The 22,642-nt window shown below is 33.4% G+C and carries 21 protein-coding genes; 8 read left to right on the top strand and 13 right to left on the bottom strand.

What is annotated here, in order from left to right:
* Positions 1-98 precede the first annotated feature (98 nt).
* The 4 genes from KMW28_RS01660 to KMW28_RS01645 form a co-directional block, all read right to left on the bottom strand.
* A complete protein-coding gene (locus KMW28_RS01660) occupies positions 99-1,901 on the bottom strand; it encodes an SGNH/GDSL hydrolase family protein (RefSeq protein WP_169664761.1) in 1,803 nt (600 codons plus the stop codon).
* Between the two features lie 27 nt (positions 1,902-1,928).
* On the bottom strand, positions 1,929-3,191 hold the full coding sequence (locus KMW28_RS01655) for an OmpP1/FadL family transporter (RefSeq protein WP_169664762.1): 1,263 nt from the start codon (positions 3,189-3,191) through the stop codon (positions 1,929-1,931).
* A 346-nt stretch (positions 3,192-3,537) separates the two neighbouring features.
* Entirely contained in the window at positions 3,538-4,800 is a 1,263-nt protein-coding gene (locus tag KMW28_RS01650) for a GDSL-type esterase/lipase family protein (RefSeq protein ID WP_169664763.1), read from the bottom strand.
* Positions 4,784-6,175, bottom strand: coding sequence for an SGNH/GDSL hydrolase family protein (locus KMW28_RS01645; RefSeq protein ID WP_169664764.1), 1,392 nt, complete (start codon positions 6,173-6,175; stop codon positions 4,784-4,786). Before KMW28_RS01645 ends, KMW28_RS01650 begins: the two co-directional genes overlap by 17 nt.
* 373 nt (positions 6,176-6,548) lie before the next feature.
* On the opposite strand from KMW28_RS01645, the gene KMW28_RS01640 reads away from it, so the two are divergent.
* Entirely contained in the window at positions 6,549-7,031 is a 483-nt protein-coding gene (locus tag KMW28_RS01640; protein WP_169664765.1) for a GAF domain-containing protein, read from the top strand.
* A gap of 204 nt (positions 7,032-7,235) precedes the next feature.
* Here KMW28_RS01640 and KMW28_RS01635 read toward each other — a convergent pair whose 3' ends face one another.
* Together KMW28_RS01635 and KMW28_RS01630 are read right to left on the bottom strand one after the other, a co-directional pair.
* Entirely contained in the window at positions 7,236-7,766 is a 531-nt protein-coding gene (locus tag KMW28_RS01635; RefSeq protein WP_066210687.1) for a D-glycero-alpha-D-manno-heptose-1,7-bisphosphate 7-phosphatase, read from the bottom strand.
* A 62-nt stretch (positions 7,767-7,828) separates the two neighbouring features.
* On the bottom strand, positions 7,829-8,818 hold the full coding sequence (locus KMW28_RS01630) for a glycosyltransferase (protein WP_169664766.1): 990 nt from the start codon (positions 8,816-8,818) through the stop codon (positions 7,829-7,831).
* A gap of 330 nt (positions 8,819-9,148) precedes the next feature.
* On the opposite strand from KMW28_RS01630, the gene KMW28_RS01625 reads away from it, so the two are divergent.
* From KMW28_RS01625 to KMW28_RS01615, 3 genes are all read left to right on the top strand, one after another.
* Positions 9,149-10,234: an Ldh family oxidoreductase gene (locus tag KMW28_RS01625; RefSeq protein ID WP_169664767.1), complete on the top strand. Its 1,086-nt coding sequence runs from the start codon at positions 9,149-9,151 to the stop codon at positions 10,232-10,234.
* A 193-nt stretch (positions 10,235-10,427) separates the two neighbouring features.
* Positions 10,428-10,997, top strand: coding sequence for a Pathogenesis-related transcriptional factor and ERF protein (locus tag KMW28_RS01620; RefSeq protein WP_066210692.1), 570 nt, complete (start codon positions 10,428-10,430; stop codon positions 10,995-10,997).
* A 310-nt stretch (positions 10,998-11,307) separates the two neighbouring features.
* Positions 11,308-12,327, top strand: coding sequence for a hypothetical protein (locus KMW28_RS01615; protein ID WP_169664768.1), 1,020 nt, complete (start codon positions 11,308-11,310; stop codon positions 12,325-12,327).
* Positions 12,328-12,406: 79 nt separating this feature from the next.
* Here KMW28_RS01615 and fmt read toward each other — a convergent pair whose 3' ends face one another.
* The 5 genes from fmt to KMW28_RS01590 form a co-directional block, all read right to left on the bottom strand.
* Positions 12,407-13,330, bottom strand: a complete 924-nt coding sequence (fmt, locus tag KMW28_RS01610) for a methionyl-tRNA formyltransferase (RefSeq protein WP_169664769.1) — start codon at positions 13,328-13,330, stop codon at positions 12,407-12,409.
* Between the two features lie 7 nt (positions 13,331-13,337).
* Positions 13,338-14,054, bottom strand: coding sequence for a TrmH family RNA methyltransferase (locus KMW28_RS01605; RefSeq protein WP_169664770.1), 717 nt, complete (start codon positions 14,052-14,054; stop codon positions 13,338-13,340).
* Positions 14,055-14,157: 103 nt separating this feature from the next.
* Positions 14,158-15,936: an outer membrane protein assembly factor BamD gene (locus KMW28_RS01600; RefSeq protein ID WP_169664771.1), complete on the bottom strand. Its 1,779-nt coding sequence runs from the start codon at positions 15,934-15,936 to the stop codon at positions 14,158-14,160.
* 234 nt (positions 15,937-16,170) lie between these two features.
* Positions 16,171-16,575, bottom strand: coding sequence for an Hsp20/alpha crystallin family protein (locus KMW28_RS01595; RefSeq protein ID WP_169664772.1), 405 nt, complete (start codon positions 16,573-16,575; stop codon positions 16,171-16,173).
* Positions 16,576-16,583: 8 nt separating this feature from the next.
* Complete coding sequence (locus tag KMW28_RS01590; RefSeq protein ID WP_169664773.1) at positions 16,584-16,982, bottom strand: Hsp20/alpha crystallin family protein; 399 nt, start codon at positions 16,980-16,982, stop codon at positions 16,584-16,586.
* A 387-nt stretch (positions 16,983-17,369) separates the two neighbouring features.
* On the opposite strand from KMW28_RS01590, the gene KMW28_RS01585 reads away from it, so the two are divergent.
* Genes KMW28_RS01585 through KMW28_RS01575 form a run of 3 tightly spaced genes read left to right on the top strand, consistent with a single transcriptional unit; the run spans position 17,370 to position 20,063 of the window.
* A complete protein-coding gene (locus KMW28_RS01585; protein WP_169664774.1) occupies positions 17,370-17,846 on the top strand; it encodes a MarR family winged helix-turn-helix transcriptional regulator in 477 nt (158 codons plus the stop codon).
* An 18-nt stretch (positions 17,847-17,864) separates the two neighbouring features.
* Complete coding sequence (locus tag KMW28_RS01580) at positions 17,865-19,649, top strand: L,D-transpeptidase family protein (RefSeq protein ID WP_169664775.1); 1,785 nt, start codon at positions 17,865-17,867, stop codon at positions 19,647-19,649.
* Positions 19,650-19,655: 6 nt separating this feature from the next.
* Complete coding sequence (locus tag KMW28_RS01575; protein WP_169664776.1) at positions 19,656-20,063, top strand: GNAT family N-acetyltransferase; 408 nt, start codon at positions 19,656-19,658, stop codon at positions 20,061-20,063.
* 53 nt (positions 20,064-20,116) lie between these two features.
* On the opposite strand, the gene KMW28_RS01570 is transcribed toward KMW28_RS01575, so the two are convergent.
* Together KMW28_RS01570 and KMW28_RS01565 are read right to left on the bottom strand one after the other, a co-directional pair.
* Positions 20,117-20,743, bottom strand: coding sequence for a carbonic anhydrase (locus KMW28_RS01570; RefSeq protein WP_066210708.1), 627 nt, complete (start codon positions 20,741-20,743; stop codon positions 20,117-20,119).
* A 113-nt stretch (positions 20,744-20,856) separates the two neighbouring features.
* The gene (locus KMW28_RS01565) at positions 20,857-21,678 is read right to left on the bottom strand and encodes a hypothetical protein (protein ID WP_158297712.1); all 822 of its coding nucleotides are present in this window, start codon (positions 21,676-21,678) and stop codon (positions 20,857-20,859) included.
* A 469-nt stretch (positions 21,679-22,147) separates the two neighbouring features.
* Here KMW28_RS01565 and KMW28_RS01560 point away from each other — a divergent pair, with 469 nt between their 5' ends.
* A complete protein-coding gene (locus KMW28_RS01560; protein WP_066210711.1) occupies positions 22,148-22,642 on the top strand; it encodes a dihydrofolate reductase in 495 nt (164 codons plus the stop codon).

Genomic DNA, 22,642 nt, shown 5'->3' with positions numbered 1-22,642 from the left:
AAAGTAATAAATGAAGTCAAAAAAAAAACCTATCTCTTGCCATAATGACAAAAGATAGGTTGTATTTCTATTAGATTCTAAAATCTTAGACTTTCAAATTAATTTGAAGGAGCAACATCTGGTGTGCTCTCCTCAATTACAGGGTAATCGTTTTGTTGAACAGTAGGTATTTTTGATCCATACTTATTGTTCACAGCATCGATTACAAAGTTTGCAATTACAGCATATCCTCTTTGAGTTAAGTGAGCACCATCAAGGGAGAATAAGTTACCTGAGATATAAGCAGTTGAGAATGTTACACCGTCAATGATAATACCGCTGGCAGCTTCATCCATTACTGATTTTACATCAACATAAGCTAAATCTCTTGCAGAAGCTTGCTCATTTAGGTAAGTATTATAGCCATCAATTGCTGATTTAACAGCATTAACATCAGCTGCTTCCAAAAATTCGAACTGGGATGCAGTTGCATCATTTACTGGAAGATAATCTTTCAATTTAGTGATGTCTAAATCACCCCCAGACAAGATTAATTCACCAAGTGCAATAATTTTAGTCAATGCAGCTAATGAGAATATAGTCCCTTCCGCAGGTACTCTTAACATTGTTGGAGAAGTAGCATCGTAAACTGGCAATTGATTTGACTCTGCTGTGAACTCTGGATAATACCCAGCAACTTTTAATTGAGCTATAGTAGAAGTAACAGCATTATCAATTATTTCATCAACTTCTTCATCAGTACCAGTCATAGTCGCCCATGATTGATCAATACCTAAAGCAACTAATTGTGCAATATTAGCTTGACCTTCAGCAGAAGCGGCGTAAGCTAAACCTGCTTGATGTGCCTGTTCCATTGAAGCACCCATTCCAAGAGCTTCATTATATGCTCCCAAATAAACAACAGTATAAGCTAAATCTGCAGCCACAGATGGATCTTTTCCTAAATTTGGAGCGGTATTCACAGCAATAGCAATTGTATTTGCATTGCCTGCTGCAGGGATTGGCGTCAATAATGAAACAATAGTTGATCTTCCTGCTTCAATCTGAGCTCTAATCACGGGATCAAATGCACTTGCTAAATAACCATTTACTAAAGCAAGAAACTCATCCGTTAATTCCATACCATTTGCAACAAGCATTTTTTCTAATGTATTTGGAGTAGTTTGGAACAAGGCTGCATTTGTAATATCTGGAATATTTAATAATACACCTTTAGCTCCTCTCGCATCCATGCTATCCAATACCATCCCAACTGCTGCTTCATAATCAGATTGAGAAGTAATAGCTCCAGGTCCCATTGAACCACCTGTTGTCGCATAACCTAATACATCATTAGCTCCCAACCACATTGAGAAAAATGTTGGATCTAAACTTAATGCATCAGATAATACTGTCGATTGTCCTGGTGCACTTGCAAAGTAACCATAAAGACCTGCTGCTAATGCAGGATTGTTAACTTCAACAGCCTTCATTCCAGAAACAGCCATATTATGGAATCCACCATTAGCATGTTCTTGGTAAATATTTGATGTTGGTACTTTTGGTGTTTTACATGAAAAACAAGGTCCTTGAGATGTCAAGATAAATGGAGCACCAAAATATTCTTCACCAGAGTGACTGATCAAGGGCTGATTAAAACCTTGAGCACCTAAACCAACTTCCTGTAACTTATTAGCTATTAATTGTGGATATGAATTCACTTGAGATTTTGCCATCCAAGCGTTATCAGTTACTCCTGCTGTTAAAGAGTTACCTAAAGCAACATAGCTCGTAAAGTTTAAAGCTTTTCCGTCTTTATCTGCACCAGAGGAAGGTTGAAAGTCATCCACCTCCAAAGTACAAGATGCTAAAAATGCTACAGCTAGAGCTGCGATTAAAGATCTATATTTATTAAAAATCATTTTTTTTAGTTTTGATAGAGTGATGGATTAGAAGTTATAGTTTAGTGAAATACTTGGGATGTAAGCAGTTGCTTTATACACACCATTTAATCCACCTGTATCTTTTCCTTCAGGAACAATATTTTCTCTTTGCTGCTTATTTGTAAACAAGAATGCAGCATCCACACCGAATTTTTCAGAGAACATGTAGCTAAGACCTACAGAAGTACCGATCGAAAGCGCATCTGGTGATTCTGGAGTCATGTGTCCGTCAGGTACTGGAGTAGTATCTAAATATGCACCTGCTCTCACAGTTAAGGCATCTGTTACCATGTAATCCGCACCTAAGTTGAAAATCCAAGAATCTTCCCAGCTTCTATCAAATGCAATTGGAGCATAGTCGCCATCAGGGAATTCTACTTTTAGTTCTTTGTATACACTCCAAGTTACATAACTCACATCTACACCAATCGATAATTTTTCGTTTGGATAGAATCCAACACCAAATGCGTAAGTATTAGGTAGTGGTAAAGTTGCATCAAATGCTGCTTTATATGGTTGGCCTGCCGTATAATTATCTCCAAATAATTGTTGGCCGATGTATGCGTTAGGAACATTGAAGAAAGCATCTCCTCTTTCCACTGACATATCCACACCATGACGGTAATTTAAACCAACAGAGAATTTTTCACTTGGTTTAATATACACACCTGCGTTAAAAGTGTACTGAATAGTATTTCCTTCCATATCAAATCCAACATCTCCTCCTGAAGCTGTAACATCTTTCTTGAAAGATACTGAACCATAAACCACATCTATACCTGCACCTACAGAAATCATATCATTGATTCTATAAGATACCGTTGGCTGAATATAAATTGCTTGAAGAGAAATTTCTTGTAATGAATATCTACCAGTCCATCCATCTTCGTAGGTAACTGTTGAACCAAATGGAGTAAATACACCTAAACCGAAAGCCCAAGGTGACTCTACAGATGGTCTAAATACACCATAAGCTTGGAAAGGCGTTCCCATTGGTGAAGTTGATGCATGCTTTGTAGAACCATCGATTGGTCTATAAGAGATGTTGGAGAAAACGGGGTTAAAACCAACTTGCACTGTACTTGATTCTAAGAAAGACAATGCGCCAGGATTAAAAAATAAACTTGAACCGTCTGGTCTAAAACCAACCTGTACGTTTCCTCGACCCACTGCTTTTGTTCCTTGTAGTAGAACTTGAAAGCCGTTAGCAAAAGTGGCAGAAGAGATACACACTGTTGCCAGAACCATTAGTAGATTTCTGATTTTCATTAAAATATTAAGTTAGATGAATTTCATTTCAAGATTTAAGTCAAACATCTTGAATATACCTTATTCTTAGTATTAGATTGATACAAAAAGTGTTATGCATACATAACAATTGAAACAATATTAATTTCAAGGGTCGCAATGTGCAAATTATAAGCCACTTTTTCTGTGTAAAAACAACACTTAACTTTAAATATTTACATTTGTTATTAATATTTTACAATGGTTTACTTTGAATTTACGCTAATTTTCAATAATGAATATTCATTCATTTATTATTTGAAGACGATTATATGTATACGTTTATTCAGGTGTATTGACTAAATGAAATACAAAAAATATTCTTCGTTTAGTGATATGTTGTAAACTTATTATAGTCTGAAATGATAGCTCTATACAAGAGCTCTCCTTGGTATTGATAACCTGATCTATTCAGGTGTACTTTATCTCCAGCGGTCATCGACTTTTCATTCCATTTATTGATGGAAGATAAGCCTCCCATTACTTGAAAGAAGTCCCATACAGCAAGATTTCTTTCTTGAGCTACTTTATATAATTCCTGAATAGCTTTAACGTTATCTTTATTGATATATCTTGATTTTCGCAAGTTATCACCCGGTGTGGTAATGAGAATTGCTGCCTCTGGAAGGGTTGTTTGAATCTCTTCAATCAACGAGAGATATTTTTGATAAAAAACTGTAGGATAAAATGGAGGAACAAAGGCATCGTTAGTTCCTAATGACAAAATAATTAAATCGGGTTGAATAGCTTTTAGGTCATTATTAAGTTCTTTACACCTTAAAAAAGAAGTCGCTTTTGCTCCATTTACGCCAACAGAACTATAGGTCAAACCATTCATCTTATCATTTTCAACATCAAAACCTCTTAAAGAAAACTGAGTTTGATGCTTATTTTCTTTTCTAAAACTCAGACGAAACTCTTTAATAGCTTTATCAAACTTAAAAGAGACATATTGATCATGCTTTTCTACGCTTTGCAAGCGAGCATTATTTGATAAGGGCTGAACCACAGGAGTAAATTGAGTTTTATCGTTTACCGGATAGTACACATCTACTCGATTGCCACTGTATGAATAAATAGAATCTGTACTAACATTGACATTGATTTTAGCAAATTGTTGATTAGTATGTGCGGTAATACCTGCTGCTCCCCAATTACTTTTATGATAACTAATCGAACATCTTTGTCCTTTCCATTCGCCAATTTTACTTACCTTATAATTGTAAGGGTTATTGGTTTTCACAGCTTTAAAAGGGAAAATAAAACCTCTCCCAGACATTTGAAATTGAGGATTTTCATAAAACCGCTGTCTAACCCAACCAGAAAACAAATCAGCTTGTATATGTGAATCTCCTAAATGCAAGATCTTAACATGCCCCTCTTTATGTTCTGATAAATTTTTTAGTTTTCTATAAAAAGGGTATAAAATTGTATCTCCGAAAGGTTGAAGTTGATTCAAATCCATACGGATAAAATCATAGGCTACAAAAGGTCTATTTTTGTTGTTCCCTGACTTTGGAGTAGCATGTGCTACTAATATTAATACAGTTAGAAGTCCTATGAAGGGTCTTATTTTATTTTGAAGTGACATCCTCCTTATTTCTGTTTTTATACCTTTGATACTCTCGCATTAACTCATTGTGAAGCATATCTCCTATAAAATTAGCTCCCTTTCTAGTGAAGTGAGTATAATCTCGGCCTGCCCAAGCAGGTGATTTATCCGCCCATTTAACAATCGAATTAGGACCTCCCATAGCTAAATATAAATCCCAATACGCTGCTCCGGCTTTATTAGCTGCTCTTCTTTCCGCTGCTCTTACAGCGTCAATATTAGGATAAGATTCTATTTTTTGTCCATTTTTTCTCGCCATGTCCGACACACCCACTATTAATAATTTAATATCAGGATTTACTTCTTTGAAGTAATTAATTTGTTTCACTAAAAGACGCTCATAAAATGAGTAGTTTTCTGCTTCTTGAGGTACAACATTTACACCAAACTGAAGAATGACTAGCTTCACATTCAGATCTTTAACTAAATCACCTAATAAACCTTTTCTTATCTTGGTAAAATCTGTCCCAGAACTCCCTCTCATTGGAATATTATCAACTGCAATACCTGAATTACAATCAAAACTAACACCATACACTTCAGGGGAAACATCAGATTTAAAGTGAACATCAACTTCTCCTAAAGCACCAGATATCGGTAGTTTTATCATTTTAGGTGTGGAAGAAGCTTCAATATTTACTGTTTTACCTTCCACAGAGTTCATAGCATAATCCAAGCCTACATCAGCTACTGTATTTCTTAAATAGACATTAAAGTTTTCAAACTCTTTATGCAGTTTTTTAGAATAAGGAGCCTTTGTAAAATTGATTGATGCTTCCGTTCCTTCATATGTAAAATATTTCCCAAAGAATCCATAATCATTATGCTTTCCTCTATACTTTTTAGGACCAAAACATAAATACTGATCCCAATTATTAGAATAATCTTGACTTAAAGTAGTTCTCATATTTTTTAGCTCCATAATTGGAACTAAACCTACTCCACAGCCTCCAAATTGTTGTTGCAAATTTTTTCTTAAACGCTCTGTCATTCTATCCCCCTCTAACTGAGAATCTCCATAATGCAATACACGAATTAGATTTCCTTCTTCAGAGATACTACTCAACCCTTGAAAAAAAGAATCTAGATAGGTTTTCTCATTATTTGGATATTCTATGGCCACAGCTCCCTTTGGTGTTTTTACTACAAGTGGCTTCTCCTCTACTGGCTGCCAAGTAGATGATTTTTTTATTTCAGTTAGGTCAACTGTTAAAGAATCTTCCTCTACCTCTTCTAACGCATCAGGTTGAACGTTTTCATCCTCATTTGCTGTTAAAAGACTTTCTGGAAATACATCTTTGGTGGATGGTATTTTCACTTCCCAGCCAAATACCTCGATTTGGTTCGGGGACATGATTAAGATTATACTCATCATTAAGCCAATGTACACTAGAATTTGAAGTATTTTTAACGGAGTAACTTTCATAGAATATAGGTCAACAATTAAATAGATTACCCTTCTAGACTTAAGTAATCATTTATAATTAAGAAGGATAATAATGCTATTATTAAATAAAAAATGTATTCACCTTAGCTCGATCATCAAGGTTTTAGGAAACAACATCAATAAAAATAAAACATTTAAACCACCTTTGTACTTTATTTGATATTAAATTTTGATCATATCTTACGTAAACACTATATAATATCATTTTTTATACATTCCTTGTACCTTTGTTATTCGGAAATTCAGGTTTATAAAAATAGTATTTAAACAAGAATTAAACATGGCAGAAGAATTATTTATCCCTTCAGATACATCGAAAGATCAATTATACGAATCATTGATACCACAGATTAAAGGACTCACTTCGATTGAAACTGACCTAGTAGCAAATTTATCCAATTCATGTGCTGTTTTAACGACTGCATTTAAACACCTATGGATAGGGTTTTATTTGGTGAAAGAAGACGAACTGATTTTAGGTCCATTTCAAGGCCCTATAGCGTGTACAAGAATCAAAAAAGGTAAAGGAGTTTGTGGAAGTGCATGGGAAGAAAAAAGAACTTTTGTGGTGGAAGACGTTGAAGCTTTTCCTGGACACATTGCTTGTAGTTCTGCTTCTAGGTCTGAAATCGTTGTTCCTTTAATTAAAGATAATGAGGTTTTAGGAGTTCTTGATATTGACAGTGAGCAATTATCAACTTTTGATGATACCGATAAAAAATATTTAGAGGAGTTGTGTGATTATCTGGTGACTTTGTTTTAGGGTAACAAGTATTCACAATCTAAAGCTATTTTCATGGCCCACGATTAAAATCGTGGGTTGGTAAAAGTTGATTTTGGCAAACACTAAAGTGTTTACCAAAATTAGGTTGTACCACAATTTTATTCAGACTAAAGTCTGAATAAAATCAATATATTAAAAAACCCATGATTTCAATCATGGGTTATTATCTATTTGTTCGTGTATCTACTCTTGATTAGCAAGAATAATCTTATCTACTGCTTCCAAAAGGTTTTTTGCGTAATGAGTAGCTACAGAACCTTCTACCAATGGGTTGTCTACTTGAATTCTGTGTTGAATACCCACTTTCTCTGCTGGAATTAAATCTCTTTCTTTATCACCAATCATCCAAGTGTTTTCCATGTCTGCATTGTACTTGTAGATGGCTCTTTCGAACATCAAAGTACCAGGTTTTCTACTCAAAGAATTTGACCACTTTTCGTGTAATGGTGCATAAAACATATCATCAATAGCATGATCACAAGCTTCTTGCAATGCATTATGACAAATGTAAACGTCTTCTTTTTTGTAAATTCCTTTTACGATTCCGGATTGATTGGTTAAAATCACAAGCTTAAAGCCTGCATCCTTCAATTTATTAAGTGCTTCTGGCACGCCTGGCAACACTTCGAATTTTTCTAAGGTGTAAGCGTAGTCCACATAGTCTTTATTTAAAACGCCATCTCTGTCTAAAAAGACACACTTATTCTTTTTCATGAATATTTTAAAGTAATTGATATTGCGACAAAGGTAAGAATAAGTTTTAATGTGGGGGAAGTTTATTCGGATTTATAAAGTCTTCCCTTCCAATCGATAGCAGGTGATGAAAAACGATAGATAAAAAGTCGTAAATACATAAAACTGTAGATTGGTTCATAGAATAACGACATCCACCAATCGATTTTTATTTTTAGTTGGTATTGAAAAATGACCATCATTAAAAACTTGAGAAGCAATATGCTAACAGTAACTGACCATATTTGAGGACATAACAAACTAAAAAATACTAAAAAAGGGAGCGTTAAAATATTAATGTAATTTAAAAAAATTAAAAGAGGGTGAGTTTTCTTTCCTCCTTGAAACCATCGGTTTCTTTGTTTTAGCCATAACAATATACTGTCTACTCCTTCTGTTTCTGCTAACACTTCATACTGAAATAGTTGTATAAAGTCCCCTCCTGATTTTAAGTGCTTATTAAAAAGAACAAAATCTTCTACGGCTGTTGTTTTAATATTGTTATAACCACCAATAGCATCAAAAGCTGCTTTAGAAATCCCCATATTATTTCCCATTGCTGTTACTCCAATATTAAAAACAGATAGCATTTGAAGATTTTTAAGAGCCTGCATCCATTCCAATCTTTGCCATCTATCCAAAAAAGAATTTCGTTTAGGAATTGTCACTCCTGTAACAAAATCGGATTTTTGTAATGATTTTAGCATAAAATTCACCCAACTATTAGGATAAATTGTATCCGCATCAGCAAATAACAGATACTGACCTTCCACTTTTTGAGACAAAAAATGTAATACATTCAGTTTACCTTTATAGTCTTTATGATTAGGTACTGTATAACAATCTACTTCTTCATATCTATGCTTTAAATTTTCTGCAATTTTTAAAGTATTATCCTCTGACTGATCATTACCAATTAAAATTTTCACGACAATATCCTCATCTAGTTTTTGATGCACTAGACTTTCTACGCATTTTTTTAAATACTTCTCTTCGTTACGTGCCGCTAAAAGAATATTTACTTTTATTGTCATGAACAATTTTTCAGTTTGTTAAAATATGAAGTCAGCTTACTTTTTGCAGTTTGACCTAAATCATAAAGTTGATAAATTTGTGTCGTAAATGATAGAGGAATAATTTCTTTATCAGATACAAATGGAAATAAGTGTATTTATCATAGACGATTTGTTTTAATAATTCTTCAATAATTCTTAAGTAAAGAGCCTCTTCAATACTTTGATAATCATCTTTGATTAATTAGTCGAATAAATCTTTTATCTTCAATTTTTAATTTGATGCTTACTTCATTTTTTTCTTAAAATAAAGAAATCATAAGCAGTTTACTTTAATAAAATATACTTTACATGTCTACAGCAATAAATTTAGTATCGTTCGAGAAGCTTTTTTCATTTAGTAAAAGTGTGTTCTTATCCATGGGTTGTCCAGAGGAAGATGCCGAGTTAGCTGCCAAAGTGCTTTTATCTGCCGACTTACGAGGAGTCGACTCTCATGGTGTGGCTAGATTAATTGGTTATGTAAGGTTATGGGAAGCAGGGCGAATTAACCCTACTCCTAACATCAAAGTAATCCATGAAACTCCAAGTACAGCCACCATTGATGGAGACGCAGGTTTAGGACTTGTTGTTGCTCCTAAAGCAATGCAAATTGCTATCGATAAATCAGAAAATGTAGGCTCTGGTTGGGTTTCAGTTAAAAATTCGAATCACTATGGTATTGCTGGTTATCATGCAATGATGGCACTAGAACATGATATGATCGGCTTGTCAATGACAAACGCTTCCCCATTAGTATCTCCAACTTTCTCTAAAGAAAGATTATTAGGTACCAACCCAATTGCCATGGCAATTCCTGCAGGCGAAGAACCTGCTTTTGTTGCTGATTTTGCTACTACAACTGCAGCAAATGGTAAATTGGAAATCTTACAGCGTAAACAAGAGGATGCCCCTATAGGTTGGGTGCAAGATAAAGATGGTGCTCCATCTTCGGATGCTGCTGCTTTAAAAAGTGGTGGTGCTTTACTTCCTCTTGGTAGTGATAGAGTAAGAAGTAGTCACAAAGGATTTTGTTTAGGTAGTATGGTCGATATTTTATCTGCTGTATTATCTGGTGCAGGTTACGGACCTTGGGCACCTCCATTTGTAAGCTTTCTACCATTACCCGAAGATCCTGTTGGAGAAGGTTTGGGTCATTTCTTTGGTGCAATGCGTGTGGATGCATTTAGACCAAAAGAGGACTTTAAATCTCATATGGACAACTGGATACAACGATTCAAAACCGCTGAAACAGTAGAAGGACAAGAAAGAGTATTAATACCTGGTACACCTGAAAGAGAAATAGAACATTCTAGAAGAACAGAAGGTATACCTGTGTTAACTCCAGTTATAAAAGACCTTGAAGAAGTAGGTAAGAAATTTAGTTTAACTCTATAACCATTATCTATTAACCTAAGTTTGGGGAGTCAAACTTAGGTTAACATTCACTATAGTTAATTACTAAACCACCACTCACTTCTTTCTGTATTTATTTAGTTTTTAAAAGAAAACTTATCAATCAATTTACCATCACAGCTTGTGTATATGGGCTGGATGTATCATCATCTTACTATCTAAAAACAAAATCAAAATGCTTTATAAGATTAAGCTAAAGAATGCTGATGAGCATGTCTTATTGTCGGGTACGGCGTACGATTTCATCACCACAAACGAATACTACAAACAACTTAATTTATTAGAAAACCTTAGAATGCACGCTTCTGGCTATGTTTTTTTTCAAAAAAACTACCCTAAGCCAAATGGTGGATATCAAAATGTCACCATTTATTTACATAAGTTAGTAGCTGAAAAATTTGTTGATCAGCCAGAGTCAGCAAAAAGATTATTCGTAAGAATCAAGAATGGAAATGCACTAGATTGCCGCGAGAAAAATTTAGAATGGGCAACTATGGCTGAACTTAGAAGAAACCAAAAGCACCACCATAACAAAACAGGTTACAGAGGTGTGGTTAAAGTCAGTAAAAAGACTTTCCGTGCAGTTTTATACTCTAAAGGACAACGTTATGATTTAGGATTATTCCCTACGGCTGAAGCTGCTGCGGAAGCATATAACAATAAGTCTCAAGAGCTTTTCGGAAGAACAAAAAGTTTAAATAAAGTAGACGAGGAATCAGAGAAACAAACTACTCCTACAAAATAAACGAGGAGATACGAACAATAGATTAACTTGATATCAAGTAATTAGGTAGGTAAAAACATTTTTTATCTACCTTTTTTTAGTTCTATAGGTGATATTTTATCTCTATGGATATTAACCTCACGAAGATCGAATATCATTATCAAATATTTTTTGATTGAAAAAAATAAAATTTCATCTAATTTTTTGACAGTAATTGATAAAAAATTATTGTAAATACATCAAATTCAAATATTTATCCGTATATATAATGAATAAACGATCATTCATGTTTAAATTTGCTATTAGAAAATAACCTATAAAGAGAATTACCATGGCACAACAAAGAAAAAAGAGTACTAGTACGAGTTCTGCTGGTACAAGTTCTACTACACCGAGAACGAGAAAGCCCGCTCAAAAGAAACCTACTTCGAGAGCTAGAAAAACTCAAACAAAAGCAGAAGGTACTCAAACAAGTATTCCTAACGTAGATCAAGTCGCTAAAAGCGTTAAAGAAACGACAAAGTCAGTTCAAAAAACAGTTACTACGACTGTAAAAGACACCACTAAAAAAGTAAACACAATCGCTAAAGAAGTTCAAAAAGAAACGACTGAGGCTGTTAAGAAGGTGAATGAAAATGTTGACAAAGCTGCAGAGACAGTAAAATCAACAGCTAAGGAATTGGAACAAAAAGCACAAGAGACCGCTGAAAAAGGATCTGAGAAATTTGCTGAAACTTTAGAAAACACTTCTGAGTATTCTCATTCTTTAGTAAAAGATGCTAATACTTTCTCTAAAGAATCATTAGATACTGTAAATACTAAAACAGTACAATTCATTAATAAAGGCGAAGAAATTTCTGGTCGCTTAATGGAAGAAGCTAAAAGCTTATCAGATGCTGCTTTAGAAAGTGCAGAAGAAAACAGTAACAAGCTTATTGAAATGACGAAAGATGCTGTTGAAAAATCTTTGGAATTTACCAATGACTTCATCAATAACGCAATTGAGAAAAGTAAATCGTTTACTTCAGAGGCTTATGCTAAATCTAATGAATCGGTAGATCACTATTCTGAACAAGCGGATAACATTATCGATGACTCTTACCGTTTTGTGAAAGAATCTTCAGAAAAAGTTTTTGATACTACTAAAAAAGTAATCGATAGCCCTGTAGATACTGTTTCAGAAATGATTAAGGAAACGAAAGAAGCAACAGTGGAAGTTCTTGATGAAGCAACAGATAAAGTGGTGCGTCTATCACCTGTTGAATTACCTAAGAAAGACGAAGTGATTTCTTTTGTAAAAGGAGGAGCTGCTTTCGCTATTTATCCCGTAATCAAACTATTGAGATCTTAATCTCAATTTGATATAAACACAAGAGGCATTATCCATTTAATAAGATAATGCCTCTTTTTTATTGTATGTGCTATTTTTTTTAGAACTTCGTTCCTAGTAAAAACGCATCTATAGCCATTCTCTTCTTCCCTTGCATTTGCCATTCTTTTACTTCTATAAAACCATCTTTGGTCTTAATGTAGAAGTACTTTTTATTATCAGTAGCAAATCCATCTTCGTTTGCTTCAATGGATTCATAATAGACTTTTCCCACTTTAAATAACTTATAAGTTTTCCCTTGTATCTCTGTCCAAGCTGCTGGATAAGGAGATAAACCACGAATAAAGTTATATACAGTTTCTGTATCTTGAGAGAAATCTACTTTACAAGTTTCCTTAAATATTTTAGGTGCGTGCTTTGGTTCTCCCTTAATTACCTGAGGAGTTGTAGTATAATCGCCAGCTTCAATTTTTTGAACCGTTTTAAGCACTAAATCACCACCAATGTTCATCAAACGGTAGTAAACGTCTCCTACGGTATCTTCTTCATGAATAGGTTCTTCTTGTTGGAACAAAACATCACCTGTATCAATCTCATGTTTTAAGAAGAAAGTAGTTACGCCAGTTACTTTTTCACCATTAATAATCGCCCAGTTGATAGGTGCAGCACCTCTATAATCAGGTAATAATGAACCATGCAAATTAAACGTACCAATCTTAGGCATACTCCAAACAGATTCTGGTAACATTCTAAATGCTACTACAACCTGAAGATCCACCTCTAAATTTCTTAATTCAGTCTGAAACTCTTCCGCCTTTAAATTAGTAGGTTGCATAATATGTAAACCCGCTTCCTCTGCATAAGCTTTTACTGGAGAAGATTGTAGTTTTCTACCTCTTCCTGCAGGTTTATCGGGCGCAGTAATTACTCCTACTACATTGTAACCGTTTTCTACTAGTATTTTTAATGATGGTACAGCAAAATCTGGAGTACCCATAAATACTATTCTAAGATCTTTAGCCATTATATATTTATTTTTTTGGTGGATAGGTCTTCAATAAATTTTCAAAAAACTTGAGCGATTTACACACCCATGCTCCTTCTATTAATTTTTTTTCATCATCCCTCAAGGTCCAATCAATATCAGGTGATTTGCGCATTTTAATACTCAACTGATTTAAAACCAAAGCTGCTGAGACAGAAATATTAAAACTTTCTGCAAAACCATGCATTGGGATTTTCACTTTGTAATCGGCCATTTCTACCGCTTCATCTGTTAGACCCGCAAACTCATTTCCAAACATCAAAGCAAGTGGTTCATCTACTGGCAAATCATCCAAAGTCATATCCGTATGTGGAGATGTCGCTACTAATTTATAGCCTTTTGACTTAAGATGTTCAACAGAAGATTTAAGCGAAGAATATTTATGTAAATCTACCCACTTTGCAGCTCCCTTAGCCACACTTGTAGACAATTGAAATCTATCTTCAGCATCGATTACATGTAGCTGTTGAATACCAAAACAATCACATGTACGCATTACTGCAGCCCCATTTTGTGGTTTATAAATTTCTTCCAACAAAACGGTCAGGTGATTTGTTCTCCCTTGCAATACCTCCTGAATTTTTTCTAATCGTTCTTCGGTTGCAAAAGTTTTAAGGTAATCGATCAGTCCTTCCACTTCTGTATATTGTTTAAAATACTCGGTGTTATAGAACTTCACATAACTCTCGTCTACGTAAGGCATTCTGATGTGTGATATTTGTATATCAAAAAAACTGTTTTACAAGCAAATGTACTCATAAAACAGTTTTTCTGAGGATCTGTTTATCCTTATTAATAAGCAAAAATTAATAATCCTGCTCAAACTGAGGTGGTGTCATATTTTTCAAATCACCATCAATAAATTGAATAATCGGGATATACTGATTGTCTTGAGACTCATAATAATTAAATGCTTCCTGCATATACCCTTTCATTAATTTCTCATTTTGTTTTAATGGATTCACAAAACCATTTCCATATTCCTTTAAGATATTACCGAAAGTAAACATGGTTTCAAAACCTTTAAATACAAAGTCAGAAGGCTGATTATTAAATTGCTCATGATATTTTTTCACAAACAATTTAGCATTATAAGTATCGTCGTTATACCAACTTGGGAACAAAATATTAATTCCGGCAGATTCCATTTGAGCATAACTTAATTGTTTAAATTTCAGCCACTCTTCTGGTACATAAACATCGGCTACAGTACCTAAAGAAAGCAACGCACTTACTGTACTTAATGCTGCGACTTCATTGGTTACTGAAATGAATACATGAGCTGTTGAATCTCTTACATATTGAATAGAATCCAAATCGACAAAAGCCAAAGGGTCGAAAAGTTCTTGAGCTACATTAAAACCATCTACTGGATCGTATTCTTGGAAAACAGCAATCTTACCACCTTCTTTCTCATACGCTTCTTTAAATGATTTGGCCATTTCCTTTTCTTTCGTAGAATGACCAAAAATAACGTAAGCTTCTACCGTGTCTGCCTTTATTCTTATCGAATCTTCCTCTGGAAGTAATTCTAAATTAGCTAACTCGTCTTTTCTAAGTTTCGTACCTAAATACTTACCAATCGTTTTTGATGTTGTAGATGTAAGGAAAGAATTCGGGTACCCCTCAATAATCATATCATTTTTTGATATTGGATTGACCATTGGAATTCCAGACTCACTAGAAAACTTTTGTACAACAGGAATCATATCGGCGTACAATGGCCCAACAATCAAATCAATATTTTTAAAATCTTCTTGATTCAATACTTCTCTTACATGTGCAGAATCTCTTTTGGTATCAAATGTTTGAATATTTAGGCGAATATCTCTTTTATCTAAATAGTCCTTTGCTATCAAAATACCTTGATAGATATTATAGACAAATTCATTTTTAACTCTTAAAGCAGTACCGTCTGTTGTTTCAGTAAAGAAAGGAAGAACTACAGCGATATTGTAAACATCTTTATGTTGCGTTTTTCTAATGACATGCTTTTCGATAGAAATACCTAAATCAGTTGCCAATTGTTCTAATAATGCTTTGTCCACTTGATCTTCTGGTTGATCTTGAAGTTTTTCAAGCAAGGCTAATTTTAGAATTTCGTTATCGTTATATTTTTCTGATAATGGCTTTAGTTCGTCAATAGTTAAATCGCTCGCTTTTTGTGTAGTGAACGTCTTAATGTAATCCTGATACTTTTCTGATTTTACATTATTAAAAGAAACCAATGCTTGATCTAAATTTCCAGATTTCACCAAAGCACAACCTTTCAAATAGTTTACTTCTTCTTTGTTCTCCCAATTTGGGTAAGAAGTTTCTATTTTCTCTAAGTTTTTGACTGTTTCTGTATAATTTTTTTCTTCATAATTAGCATGAGCCATTAACATCAAAGCATAGGGCTGTAATGAAGCATTTTTCATAGTCATCATCTTCTCCAAGATTGTTTTTCCTGGCTGATAATTCCTTTGATCTATTAACTTCTTTGCATAAGCGTAATGTTCGGCTTCAGTTTTTCCAGGTCCATCTTGAGACCATGCTTGAAATGAAAAAATTAGACAAAAAAGAACTGTATAAAGTCGCTTCATAGTTGATGACAAAAATGTCATTTTTTTAACCGTTGAAAAAAGTACAAATTATTGATATTTAGACATGTCGTCTTTTATCAAAAAGTACAAACCAAATATAAGCATTACCAATTAATCGTAATATTCTTAGTATTTAGATTTACAAATTGCAATTTACAGAATTCGGGATGGATTAATAAAAAAAGCCAACTTGAATAATCAAGTTGGCTAAAATTTTATTGAAATTTTCTAGAACTAAACAATTTCGATCGTTTTCTTGGCTGCTTTTTCACTTTTTGGAAGTGAAATCGTTAAAACACCTTGATCAAAATTCGCTTGAATCGCTTCTACATCTACAGTATTTGGAAGATCAAAAACTCTTTCGAAGTCTTTTCTTACAAACTCTCTTTTAAGGTATTTTACTTCCTTATCCTCTTGGTATTTGTAAGCAACTTTCAATTTATTATCGTCTACAGACAAAGCTACTTCCTCTTTCTTAATACCCGGAACAAAGATTTCTAGCGTATATCCTTCTTCCGTTTTTAAAATATTTACGGGTACCTGATTGTTAGGAACACTAACATTATCAAGAACATTGGCTACATCGTTAAACAATGATGAAAATAATGATGTTGGGTGGTTATTTACTGTATATCTCATGACTTTTATTATTTTATTTCGATATTAATAGGTTGTTTTTCTTCTGATTTTGGTAGATTAATTAATAAAATACCTTCATTAAATGAAGCACTAAATCCTTCATAATTTACATCTTTTGGTAATTTATATTTCTTTTCAAAATCAACTACTTGATATGTATTTGAAATATATTTCACTTCCTCTTTAGTATCTTCATCTTTAGCTGAAGTGTATTTCACCGATAGTACTTTATCCTCTATATCAATTGAAAAGTTTTCTTTTTGATACTTTGGTACAATGAACTCCACTATATATTCCTTATCATTTTCTATTATGTTTACTGGAATATTTTTTTGTAAATCTTGATTCATATTATTTACAAATCTCCTTTTATTTCTTGGAGTATAACAAACATTATTGATGCTCATTTCTATAAATATTTTTAGTGTATTTTAAATTCAAATTCAATTCGAATTAGACAATGAGTGTACCAATTGAAAATAGATGTCATTTTGTCTTGCTCTAATCAAAAATAACAATAAAACAATGTCATTTTGTCTTAAGTAGTACAAATACACTAAATAATATGTCTGCTTTTTGATTTTCTCCTCGAACTAAACTCAATTATTCATCTATTTTATTTTTTCATCTTTTAATTAATATCAATTTCTTATTTTGGTTAAACACAAACAATATTGTAAATTGGCTGTTTAACATATCAGTTTACCATAAAAGGGAATACCTTTTTGTAGTCTATATTATATTTCAATTATTGGCTACTTTATAAAAAATCAATCTACTCTAAAAATATCGCTATGAGTAACCTTATGGGAGAAGAGGTGGAAAAAAGAAGACGCCTCACTAAAATAATTGCACAAACTTCTAGACTAGGAAACTACACTTTAGGAAGAGCATTTGAGAAAGAAAGCTTACCTATTTCAAGGGAGCAATGGGATGTACTTGTAATGCTTTGGGAAAAAGATGGAAGAGCTCAGCAAGAATTTGCTAACTTTTTATTGAAAAATAGGGCGAGTATTACCAGTCTTATCGACAATATGGAAAAAAACAATCTAGTGACTAGAGTTCCTAATCCAACCGACAAAAGATCTAAGTTAGTCTATTTAACGAGAAGAGCTAGAGACCTTAAAGACCAAGTTTTAGGAATTGCTGGAACTGCTATTTTAGAGATTACCTCAGGTATTGAAATGGATGATATTAATCAAGCTGTTACAACACTTGAAAAATGTTTAGAAAACATTAATAGGTATCATAAAATCATCACTGAAGAATAACATCAAAATTTTAAATTGATGAACAAACCACTTTCTACTTATTCTAGACTCTACTCTTTAAGCATTTTATTTCTTTTGGCGTTAAGCTTAACTTCTAATAAGCTTAACGCTCAAAACACCGTTCAAAATGAAATAAAAAATATACTTACCACACTTAAAGAAGACCCTCAATTCACCGTTTTTTCTGATAGTTTAATGCCATTAATGTATAATAGGTTAGACTATCAGGAAATATGGAGTGATACTAGCAATATCAACGATCTATTGTATTGCATTCAAGAAGCTTATCATGATGGATTAAATCCAGAACATTATCATTTGAAGATTATTAATGAGCTCCTTGATAAAAACCCAAGATCACCTAGAGAACAGGCCCAATTAGATATTCTACTTACAGATGCTGGAGTTTTATTATCTTCTCACTTAATATGGGGAAAGGTTCAACCTGAATCTATATCAACCACTTGGAACTACGACTCCAAAGAATTTGATGGCGACCGAGTGGAGTTGTTCTTGGAACCAATACAAGGTCATCTTATCAAGGAAGCTATTGAGCAGCTTAAACCAAAAAACGAATTATACCTTGGGTTAAAAAAATCATTATTCGAATTCCGAAAAATTAAAGAAAACGGTGGTTGGCATAAACTTCCTAAAATGGAGAATTTAGAAATCGGAGATGAAAATGATGAAATCCCATTTTTAAGAAAACGTTTAGCAACCACAAATACACTTTTTAGGTATGACACTACCGTTCTAAAAATAGATACTCTTCTAAGAACACAAACAGAAGGTGTAACTGTCGTCAATTCTCCATCAATAAATCCAGAGATTGATACAATTCGATCTGTAATTCCTTATTCTCCCATCCCTTACTATGATTCTTCTTGGGTAAAGGTGTCTTATTTAGATACACTTTCCAGAGTATTTGATGAAAACTTAAAGAATTCTGTCATCAAGTTTCAAAAAATGTATGGATTGGTTCAAGATGGACAGGTAGGGAAAGCGACTCAAAAAGCATTGAACATATCTATTGATGACCGTATCAATACGCTGAGGATCAACTTAGAAAGAACACGTTGGATTAATCATGAAGAGAAGGATAATTTTATCTTCGTAAACATCCCTAGTTTCGAATTATACCTACATAAAAATAACTCTTGGTATTATCAAACAAAGGTGATTATTGGCAAGCCTTATCATCAAACACCTGTTTTTAAAGCTAAATTAAGCTATATAGATATCAACCCTACTTGGACGGTTCCTTACAGTATTGCCTCTAAAGAAATGCTTCCTAAATTAAAAAAGGATGCCAATTACCTTTCTAGGAATAACATGAAATTGTATGATCGTTATAATAAGATCGTCGATGCAACTACAGTTGATTGGAAGTCCATAAAGACAAACAACTTTCCATATACAATTGTCCAAGGTTCTGGACCAGGAAATGCTTTGGGACACGTCAAGTTTATATTCCCAAATAAATATTCTATTTATTTACACGATACGCCATCAAGATATCTGTTTAGTAGAAATACTAGAGCATTTAGTCATGGCTGTATTCGAGTATATCAACCTGTAAAATTAGCTTCGATTCTTTTAGAAGACGAGAAGTATACGGAGAAAAAGATCAATGAAATCATAAAAGAAGGCGAACTCAAAAGGGTCATTATTATGCATAGGCCTACCGTTTATCTAATGTATTTCACGGCGATATTAGGTCCTGAGGAATCTATTCATTTTTATGAGGATGTATACTCTAGAGACAAAAGAGTTTTAAAGCAGCTAGATAAAAAACCGTATTAACTTATTATGGAAATCACTATTTCAAATTCAAAAGATATTCCTGAAGATCAAATTATTAAACTTTATAAAGCCAATAAATGGAGTGCAGCAGAAAAGCCAGAGCAATTACATAATGCACTTAGAAATTCTCATTCTTTGATATCTGCTTGGGAAGATGATCAATTGGTGGGAATTGGCAATGCAATATCAGATGGATACTTGGTGGTGTATTTCCCACATCTTCTTGTTCATCCGGATCATCAAGGAAAAGGGATTGGAAAAAAAATTGTTGATAAGTTACTTCAGATTTACAAAGGGTTTCATATGCAAATGCTTACAGCAGATAAAGAAGCTGAGGCATTTTATCAGAAAGTCGGATTTCAAAAAGCAGGTGAAACGATTCCTATGTGGATCTATGAAGGTAATGAGCATTAAAAAGAGGTATTCTGATGAAGAATACCTCTTTTTTAATATACTAGGTAAATTAATTAACCTAGATCATAAATATTTTCGACCTTATCAAATACTTTTTTGAAATCTACTTTAAGGTCAATAATAGTTCCGGTTTTAATATCAAATACCCAACCATGAACCTCAATTTCACCACGTTTCATTGCAGCTTGAACTTCAGGAGTTTTCATGGTATTAATAGCATTTTCAACTACGTTTAATTCTACTAAACGGTCGTATCTTTTATCCTCATCTGTAATAGCATCTAACTCTTCTGCATTCAGACGATACACATCTCTTATGTTTCTTAACCAAGGATTTAAAGTTCCTAAATCAGCTGCCGTCATTGCCGCTTTTACACCTCCACAACTATAGTGACCACACACTACAATGTGTTTTACTTTTAGATGGTCGACTGCATAATTAATTACGGATAATGCAGATAAGTCTAAATTGGATACCGTATTTGCAATATTTCTTAAAACAAATACTTCACCTGGGTTAGCCCCCATCATACTTTCTGCAGTTACTCTACTATCTGAGCATCCTATGTAAAGAATTTCTGGGCTTTGACCTTTCGCCAAGTTTTCAAAATACTTATCATCGACATTTAAATGGGACTTCACCCATTCTTTGTTATTTTCAAAGACTTTGTTGATTTTCATGAGTTTCGCTAATTCTAATTTAATGGTTTGAGTTAAAAAGGATCTTAATTAAGACTCCAATCAGATAATTTTACGATGGAATCTAGAGTAAAGTTAATGAATAATGAATTACTTTATTTTCTACTACCGAAGAAGAAAGTTAAGAACATAGCAGAATAGAAGTTTCTATTATCATCTGTTGCCATAATTTTCACTTTTTTAGCATAGACATCTCCAATAATACCGGCTTCAATACCAGTAATACTCCTTTTGCTCATTCCAAATTCGAAAGATAGAGAGGCTTTAAACGCTAAACCTGGAGTAACACTCGCTTTAGATAAAGCTTCACCAAAAGAAGCTGTTCCTAAAATAGAGGTAAAATTGGTTAAGTAATCATCTTGATCAAATTGAGCCGATTGAGTGGTTCCATCCTTGTTGTATTTCACTAAGTAAGGAACGATCACACCAATTGAAGGACCTGCAGAACCAATAACATTTACCTGCACACCTTGTTTTCTAGCTTTTTTAAATAAAATCCACTCCTTACCAAACATTGGTCGAATAGCATATAATCTATTCATTTTACCATATACCACTCCATCTCCTGTTGGTGATGCAGCTCTTTTTTGTTCCTTAGGATGTCGGATACTAAGTATTTCTAAATTGAAAGAGTGGTACTTCCCTTCTCTTTCGATTTTTCCAACGGTACCAGTTGAGACCTTTGTTTTTCCACTACCTTGACCAAGGGATTGTTCAATTTTATGTCGATAAAAGTAATTACGGGCATGACGAATAGAAACACCTCCAATGAAACCACCGTAAGTGTTCATCATTACACCAAATGCCCATTCTTTTTCATAATACTCATCTTCTTCTTCCACAGGGAATTGAGCATAACTATTGAATGGTAATGCGAATAGAAACAAGAGTATTATTTTGTAGAATTTCTTTTTCAAGTGAGTTTTGTTTAACGTATTATCAGATGATTTAGGGTCTTTAGAAGAACTTGAAATTAAATTAAATGAGTATCAAATTCGAGCTATACAGTAATTTACATTCTATAATTGATTACTACAAGTCACCTTTTCATATAATTGATAAAAAATTCAAGTCTTTCTCTTATTTTTGTCGAACTTCTTCCATAAGATAAATTGATTTACAGTTAGATTTTTGAAAACTCTAGCTATATTTATCATTTACTAAAAGTGCATTAAAAATCAAACCGTTAAGTGGCTTATAAATGATAAACTTTAATTCATCGGAGATTGTGAAAATCTGATTTTGTTGAAAAACTTTCACTCAAACAAAATCAATTACAATTATATTCTACATCGTAGGGTAACGAATACTATTTTTTCAAAAATCAAAAGCGTAATCAAGATTTAATTAATCATTGTCGCTTATACAGAATAATAAATTAGAATCATGAAAATATCTATCATTGTTGCTAAGGCAGCAAATAATGTGATAGGGAAAGACAATCAACTTATTTGGCATATACCCGCAGACCTTAAATATTTTAAAAAAGTTACTTCAGGACATTGTGTGATAATGGGCAGAAAAACCCATGAGTCTATCGGGAAATGCTTACCCAACAGGTTAAATATTGTCATCTCAAGAAATAAAGAATATCAGCCTTATGAAGGTGGAGTTTTATCTTCCGGGTTGGAAGAAGCGATTGAATACGCTCGCCAAAAAGGAGAAAATGAAGTCTTTATTATTGGTGGTGGTGTGCTTTATCAAGAAGCTATTAAATTGGCTGATAAACTGTACATTACAGAAATTCACGATCAATTTACAGGAGATACATTCTTTCCTGAAATTTCTTGCGAAGAATACACAGAAATATCTAGATTTGAATACCCAAAAGGAGAAAAATCTCCATATGCCTACTCATTTGTCAATTATATCAGAAATTAA

The organism is Flammeovirga yaeyamensis, from assembly GCF_018736045.1.
In the GTDB taxonomy this organism is placed as follows: domain Bacteria; phylum Bacteroidota; class Bacteroidia; order Cytophagales; family Flammeovirgaceae; genus Flammeovirga; species Flammeovirga yaeyamensis.
This window is presented reverse-complemented; position numbering and strand designations above follow the sequence as displayed.

Coding starts and splice junctions, on each gene's coding strand:
- KMW28_RS01660 (WP_169664761.1), bottom strand. CDS start 1,901: ATGATTTTTAATAAATATAGATCTTTAATCGCAGCTCTAGCTGTAGCA.
- KMW28_RS01655 (WP_169664762.1), bottom strand. CDS start 3,191: ATGAAAATCAGAAATCTACTAATGGTTCTGGCAACAGTGTGTATCTCT.
- KMW28_RS01650 (WP_169664763.1), bottom strand. CDS start 4,800: ATGTCACTTCAAAATAAAATAAGACCCTTCATAGGACTTCTAACTGTA.
- KMW28_RS01645 (WP_169664764.1), bottom strand. CDS start 6,175: ATGTCCCCGAACCAAATCGAGGTATTTGGCTGGGAAGTGAAAATACCA.
- KMW28_RS01640 (WP_169664765.1), top strand. CDS start 6,549: ATGGCAGAAGAATTATTTATCCCTTCAGATACATCGAAAGATCAATTA.
- KMW28_RS01635 (WP_066210687.1), bottom strand. CDS start 7,766: ATGAAAAAGAATAAGTGTGTCTTTTTAGACAGAGATGGCGTTTTAAAT.
- KMW28_RS01630 (WP_169664766.1), bottom strand. CDS start 8,818: ATGACAATAAAAGTAAATATTCTTTTAGCGGCACGTAACGAAGAGAAG.
- KMW28_RS01625 (WP_169664767.1), top strand. CDS start 9,149: ATGTCTACAGCAATAAATTTAGTATCGTTCGAGAAGCTTTTTTCATTT.
- KMW28_RS01620 (WP_066210692.1), top strand. CDS start 10,428: ATGCTTTATAAGATTAAGCTAAAGAATGCTGATGAGCATGTCTTATTG.
- KMW28_RS01615 (WP_169664768.1), top strand. CDS start 11,308: ATGGCACAACAAAGAAAAAAGAGTACTAGTACGAGTTCTGCTGGTACA.
- fmt (WP_169664769.1), bottom strand. CDS start 13,330: ATGGCTAAAGATCTTAGAATAGTATTTATGGGTACTCCAGATTTTGCT.
- KMW28_RS01605 (WP_169664770.1), bottom strand. CDS start 14,054: ATGCCTTACGTAGACGAGAGTTATGTGAAGTTCTATAACACCGAGTAT.
- KMW28_RS01600 (WP_169664771.1), bottom strand. CDS start 15,936: ATGAAGCGACTTTATACAGTTCTTTTTTGTCTAATTTTTTCATTTCAA.
- KMW28_RS01595 (WP_169664772.1), bottom strand. CDS start 16,575: ATGAGATATACAGTAAATAACCACCCAACATCATTATTTTCATCATTG.
- KMW28_RS01590 (WP_169664773.1), bottom strand. CDS start 16,982: ATGAGCATCAATAATGTTTGTTATACTCCAAGAAATAAAAGGAGATTT.
- KMW28_RS01585 (WP_169664774.1), top strand. CDS start 17,370: ATGAGTAACCTTATGGGAGAAGAGGTGGAAAAAAGAAGACGCCTCACT.
- KMW28_RS01580 (WP_169664775.1), top strand. CDS start 17,865: ATGAACAAACCACTTTCTACTTATTCTAGACTCTACTCTTTAAGCATT.
- KMW28_RS01575 (WP_169664776.1), top strand. CDS start 19,656: ATGGAAATCACTATTTCAAATTCAAAAGATATTCCTGAAGATCAAATT.
- KMW28_RS01570 (WP_066210708.1), bottom strand. CDS start 20,743: ATGAAAATCAACAAAGTCTTTGAAAATAACAAAGAATGGGTGAAGTCC.
- KMW28_RS01560 (WP_066210711.1), top strand. CDS start 22,148: ATGAAAATATCTATCATTGTTGCTAAGGCAGCAAATAATGTGATAGGG.